Origin of the sequence: Bartonella sp. CB10SXKL (assembly GCF_042195515.1) — a bacterium.
In the GTDB taxonomy this organism is placed as follows: Bacteria; Pseudomonadota; Alphaproteobacteria; order Rhizobiales; family Rhizobiaceae; genus Bartonella.
This window is the reverse complement of sequence record NZ_JBHION010000030.1, coordinates 1-5,872: the sequence shown is the minus strand read 5'-3', so window position 1 is coordinate 5,872 and position 5,872 is coordinate 1. Positions and strand designations below refer to the sequence as shown.

Sequence of the window (5,872 nt, the reverse complement as noted above, 5' to 3'; positions counted from 1 at the left end):
CAAGTTTTAAGGTTAAGGCAGTTAAGGATAATGGTAAATCTGAAGAGATAGACTATGGCAATGTGGCGGATGCTTTGACTGGAGTTGGTAATTCTTTCACAAATATTAGAAATGAGATCAGCAAAGAGATTAATAATGAGATTGCCAATGTGAAAGGTGATAGCCTTGTTAAGAAAGATCAAGCAACCAATCTTATCACTATTGGTAAAGAAGTAGAAGGCAGTGAAATCAATATCGCTAATAGTGGCAAAGCAGATCGAACTCTTTCTGGTGTGAAGGCAGCAACGAAGAATAATGAAGCGGTTAATAAAGGTCAGCTAGATAAAGGTTTAAAGGATCTTTCTACCAGCCTTCAGTCTGATGATTCAGCCGTTGTTCACTACGATAAAAAAGATGGTGATAATGGCGGCATTGATTACACGAATGTAACTTTAGGTAAAGGTAAGGATAAGGCATCTGTAGGTTTGCATAATGTTGCCGATGGTCAGATTGCCAAGGATTCACATGATGCAATCACGGGTGGTCAGATTAATAAAATCGGTGAGGATGTAGCTAAGTTTTTAGGTGGAGAAGCATCCTTTAAAGATGGAGCTCTTACACAGCCAACGTATAAATTATCTTACATTGCCAAAGATGGAAGTGTAACAGAGAGTGCCTTTCAAGGTGTTGGAACCGCTTTTTCAGGCCTTGATGCAAATATCAAGAATGTGAATGCGCGGATTAAAGAGGTTTCTGAAGGAGTAGCACAGGATTCTTTGTTATGGAGCAAGGAAGCCAATGCGTTTGTAGCGCGTCATGAGAAGAGCAAAGAAGAAAAAGGCAGAGCTGTAAGGACACAAGAAAACAGTAGAATTACGTTTCTTGCAAATGGTGAGATTACCGCTAATTCAACGGATGCTGTCACGGGTGGTCAGCTTTATTCAATGAATAAGACATTTGCGACGTATTTTGGTGGAGGTGCAGGTTATGATGAGCAAGGACAATGGAAAGCACCGGATTTCAAGATCAAGCAGTTTGGTGAGGATGGTACTTCTTTTGACAAGAACTATACGAATGTAGCTGATGCACTTGCAGGTGTTGGAAGTTCTATCACGAATGTTCAGAATAAATTGACTGAACAGGTTAACGATGTGATTACCAAAGTGGAAAGCGAGAGCTTTGTTCAGCAAGACAAAACAACGCATCGTCTCACTATTGGAGCTGCTGTAGAAGGTAGTGAAATCAACATTGCCAATAAGGACAAAGGGGACCGGATTCTTTCTGGTGTTAAGAAAGCAGAGCGTGTGAATGAAGCGGTTAATAAAGGTCAGCTTGATGAAAGTTTAGAGAAGCTTTCTAACAGTCTTCAATCAGATGACTCGGCTGTTGTTCACTATGATAAAAAAGAGGGTGATAATAACACTATAAATTATGCGAGTGTGACTTTAGGAAAAGGTGCAAATTCTGCTGCTGTAGCACTTCACAATGTTGCTGATGGTCAGATTGCCAAGGGTTCACATGATGCAGTCACGGGTGGACAGCTTCATATCATCACAGATGATTTCTCAAAGATTTTAGGTGGCGATGTATCTTTTGATGGCAAAAACTTTAAAGGACCAAAGTATGTCTTATCAACAGTTTCTAAAGACGGTAAGGTAACAGATAAACCGTATGAAGGTGTTGAAAAAGCCTTTAAAGGACTTGATACGAATATCAAGACTGTTAACGATCGCATTAAGGAAGTCTCTGAAGGAGTAGCACAGGATTCCTTAAATTGGAGCAAGGAAGCCAATGCCTTTGTCGCACAGCATAAAACGGAAGAAGGTAAAAAGGAAAACAGCAAGATCACATCGCTGGCTGATGGTTCTATAGTATCAGGTTCGAGCGATGCTGTTACAGGTGGTCAGATTAATACCATAGCTGCAAGTTTATCAAAGATTTTAGGTGGCAAATCATCGTTTGGTGCTGATGGCACTTTTACAGTTCCCAGCTATGACTTATCGACAGTTTCTAAAGACGGTGAGGTAACAGATAAACCGTATGAAGGTGTAGAAAAAGCCTTTAAAGGACTTGATACGAATATCAAGACTGTTAACGCTCGTATTAAGGCGGTCTCAGAAGGAGTTGCGCAGGATTCTTTGTTATGGAGCAAGGAAGCCAATGCCTTTGTCGCACAGCATAAAACGGAAGAAGGTAAAAAGGAAAACAGCAAGATCACATCACTTGCGGCTGGCTCTATAGTATCAGGCTCGAATGATGCGGTTACGGGAGGTCAGCTTCATACCATAGCTGCAGATTTATCAAAGATTTTAGGTGGCAACGTATCCTTTGATGGTGAGAAGTTTAAAGATCCCACTTATACGATGTCGAAAGTTTCTGAAGATGGTGAAGTGACAAGCGAATCCTATAATGATGTAGGCTCTGCTTTTGCAGGAATTGATACGAACTTCATAAATGTGAATAAACATCTGTCTAATGAGGTCAAAAAGTTTAATGAAAAACTAAGTAATATTACGCAAGAAGTTCAAGGCGATGCGTTGTTGTGGAGTGATGCTGAAGGGGCCTTTGTGGCACAGCATGGAAAAGAAGATAAAAGAGTGAGCAGCAAGATTAAACATCTTGCCAACGGAGACGTTAGTGGAACTTCAAGCGATGCTGTAGCAGGAAATCAGCTATATGCTCTAGGTGACAGTGTTGCGCAGTCTTTAGGTGGTCATGCTAGTTATGCCGGTGGCGCTTGGACAGCTCCAAGCTTCAAGATTAAGACCATTAATGAGGATGGTACTAAAGTTGAAGAGAAGAAGTATAATACTGTATCGGAAGCTTTTGAGGGTGTAGGAACATCTTTTGAGAATCTTCAAAAAGAGTTTACCCAAAACAACACGGAGGTTACTGAAAATATTAAGCAGAATGCATTGTTGTGGAGTGATTCTGACAAGGCGTTTGTAGCAACACATGGAGAGAAGGAAAGTAAGAGTAAGATTACATTTCTTTCCAATGGAGAGGTCTCTGCAAGCTCAAGTGATGCGATCAATGGTTCTCAGCTTTTTGATACGAATAAGACTGTTGCAACTTATTTAGGTGGTGGCGCTGAATATAAAGAAGGTAAATGGACGAATCCTAAATTCACGGTCAAGACCTTTGATGCTGATGGTGGATCTAAAGATCAGAATTATCCTGATGTAGCGAGTGCTTTAACAGGGGTTGGTAGTTCTATCACAAATGTTAAAAATGAGATTACAAAACAAATTAACAATGAAATTAACAATGTTAGAGGAGATAGCCTTGTTAAGAAAGATGCAGATACAAATCTTATCACTATTGGTAAAGAAGTAGAAGGCAGTGAAATCAATATAGCCAACAAGACTGGTACGGATCGGACTCTTTCAGGTGTTGGTGAAGCAACAAAGGATAATGAAGCTGTTAACAAAGGTCAGCTTGATGCAAGTCTGAAGGAACTTTCTACCAGCCTTCAGTCTGATGATTCAGCTGTTGTTCATTACGATAAAAAAGATGGTGATAATGGGGGCATTGATTACACAAGTGTGACTTTAGGTAAAGGTAAGGATAAGGCAGCTGTAGGTCTCCATAATGTTGCCGATGGTCAGATTGCCAAGGGTTCACATGATGCAATAACGGGCGGTCAGATTAATAAAATCGGTGAGGATGTAGCTAAGTTTTTAGGTGGAGAAGCATCCTTTAAAGAGGGTGTTTTTACAGCTCCGACTTATAAAATCTCTAATGTTTCTGACGATGGTACAGTAACGACTAATTCACATAACGATGTTGGTAGCGCCTTTGCGGGTCTTGATACGAGTGTCAAGAATGTGAACACTCATCTGTCTAATGAGGTCAAAAAGTTTGATGAAAAACTAAGTAATATTACGCAAGCAGTTCAAGGCGATGCATTGTTATGGGGCAAGACTAAAGGTGCGTTTGTGGCGACGCATGGGGACAATAAAGAGAACAGCAAGCTTACATCACTTGCAGCTGGCTCTATAGTATCAGGCTCGAGTGATGCGATTACGGGTGGACAGATTTATGATCTGCAAAAACAGTTTGCTGGCTATTTTGGTGGAGGAGCAGGTTATGATAAAGATGGAAAATGGAAAGCACCAAGTTTTAAGGTTAAGACAGTTAAGGATGATGGTAACTCTGAAGAGATAGACTATGGCAATGTGGCGGATGCTTTGGCTGGAGTTGGTAATTCTGTTACGAATGTAAAAAATGAGATCAGCAAAGAGATTACGAATGTAGTGAGTGATAGCCTTGTTAAGCAGGATAGGATGGGTCTTATTACTATTGGTGCGGAAAGAGGCGGCAATAAAATCAATATTTTAAATCGTGATGGTGATGCTCGAATTCTTTCTGGTGTTAAGGCAGCGCAAAATGGAGACGAGGCAGTCAATAAAGCGCAGCTTGATGCAAGTCTGAAGGATCTTTCCAGCAGCCTTCAGTCTGATGATTCAGCAGTGGTTCTCTACGATAAAAAAGATGGTGATAATGGCGGCATTGATTACACGAGTGTGACTTTAGGTAAAGGTAAGGATAAGGCGGCTGTAGGTCTCCATAATGTTGCCGATGGTCAGATTGCCAAGGGTTCACATGATGCAATCACGGGCGGTCAGATTAATAAAATCGGTGAGGATGTAGCTAAGTTTTTAGGTGGAGAAGCATCCTTTAAAGATGGAGCTCTTACACAGCCAAGGTATAAATTATCGCATATTTCTGAAGATGGTCAGGTAAGCACGAGCGCCTTTGATGGTGTAGGTGGTGCGTTTGAAGGCCTTGATGCAAATATAAAAAATGTGAATCAGCGTATTAAGGAAGTTTCGCAGGGAGTAGCGCAGGATTCTTTGAATTGGAGTAATGAAGCCAATGCGTTTGTCGCGCGTCATGAGAAGAAGCAAGAAGAAAAAGGCAGAGCTGTAAGGACACAAGAAAACAGTAGAATTACGTTTCTAGCAAATGGTGAGATTAGCGCTAAATCAACAGATGCTGTAACGGGTAGTCAGCTTTATTCAATGAATCAGACATTTGCGACGTATTTTGGTGGAGGAGCAGGTTATGATAAAGATGGACAATGGAAGGCTCCAAATTTTGTAATCAAGAAAGTTAATGCAGAAGGGACAGAAAGTGAAGAAAGTTATAAGAGTGTAGCGGAAGCACTTTCTGATATTAGTAGTTCTGTCACGAATGTTCATCATGATGTAACCAATGTAGTGAGTGAAAGCCTTGTCAAGCAGGATGATGAGACGGCTCCTATCACTGTTGGTAAGGAAACAAATGGCACTGTAATTAATGTTGCAAACAAAAGCGGTGTGAAACGGGTTATTTCTGGTGTAGAGGATGCAAAAGATAATAATGATGCCGTTAACAAGGGTCAGCTTGATGCAAGTCTGAAGGAACTTTCTAGCAGCCTTCAGTCTGATGATTCAGCTGTTGTTCATTACGATAAAAAAGATGGTGATAATGGCGGCATTGATTACACGAGTGTGACTTTAGGTAAAGGTAAGGATAAGGCGGCTGTAGGTCTCCATAATGTTGCCGATGGTCAGATTGCCAAGGGTTCACATGATGCAATCACGGGCGGTCAGATTAATAAAATCGGTGAGGATGTAGCTAAGTTTTTAGGTGGAGAAGCATCCTTTAAAGATGGAGCTCTTACACAGCCAAGGTATAAATTATCGCATATTTCTGAAGATGGTCAGGTAAGCACGAGCGCCTTTGATGGTGTAGGTGGTGCGTTTGAAGGCCTTGATGCAAATATAAAAAATGTGAATCAGCGTATTAAGGAAGTTTCGCAGGGAGTAGCGCAGGATTCTTTGAATTGGAGTAATGAAGCCAATGCGTTTGTAGCTAAGCATGGAACGGAAGGAAGCAATAGCAAATT

Annotated in this window: 1 pseudogene; it reads left to right on the top strand. The window is 41.0% G+C overall.

Annotated features, from left to right (window positions below):
* Positions 1–5,872 (top strand): annotated as a pseudogene (locus ACFIK3_RS08885) (hypothetical protein); the annotation flags it as partial.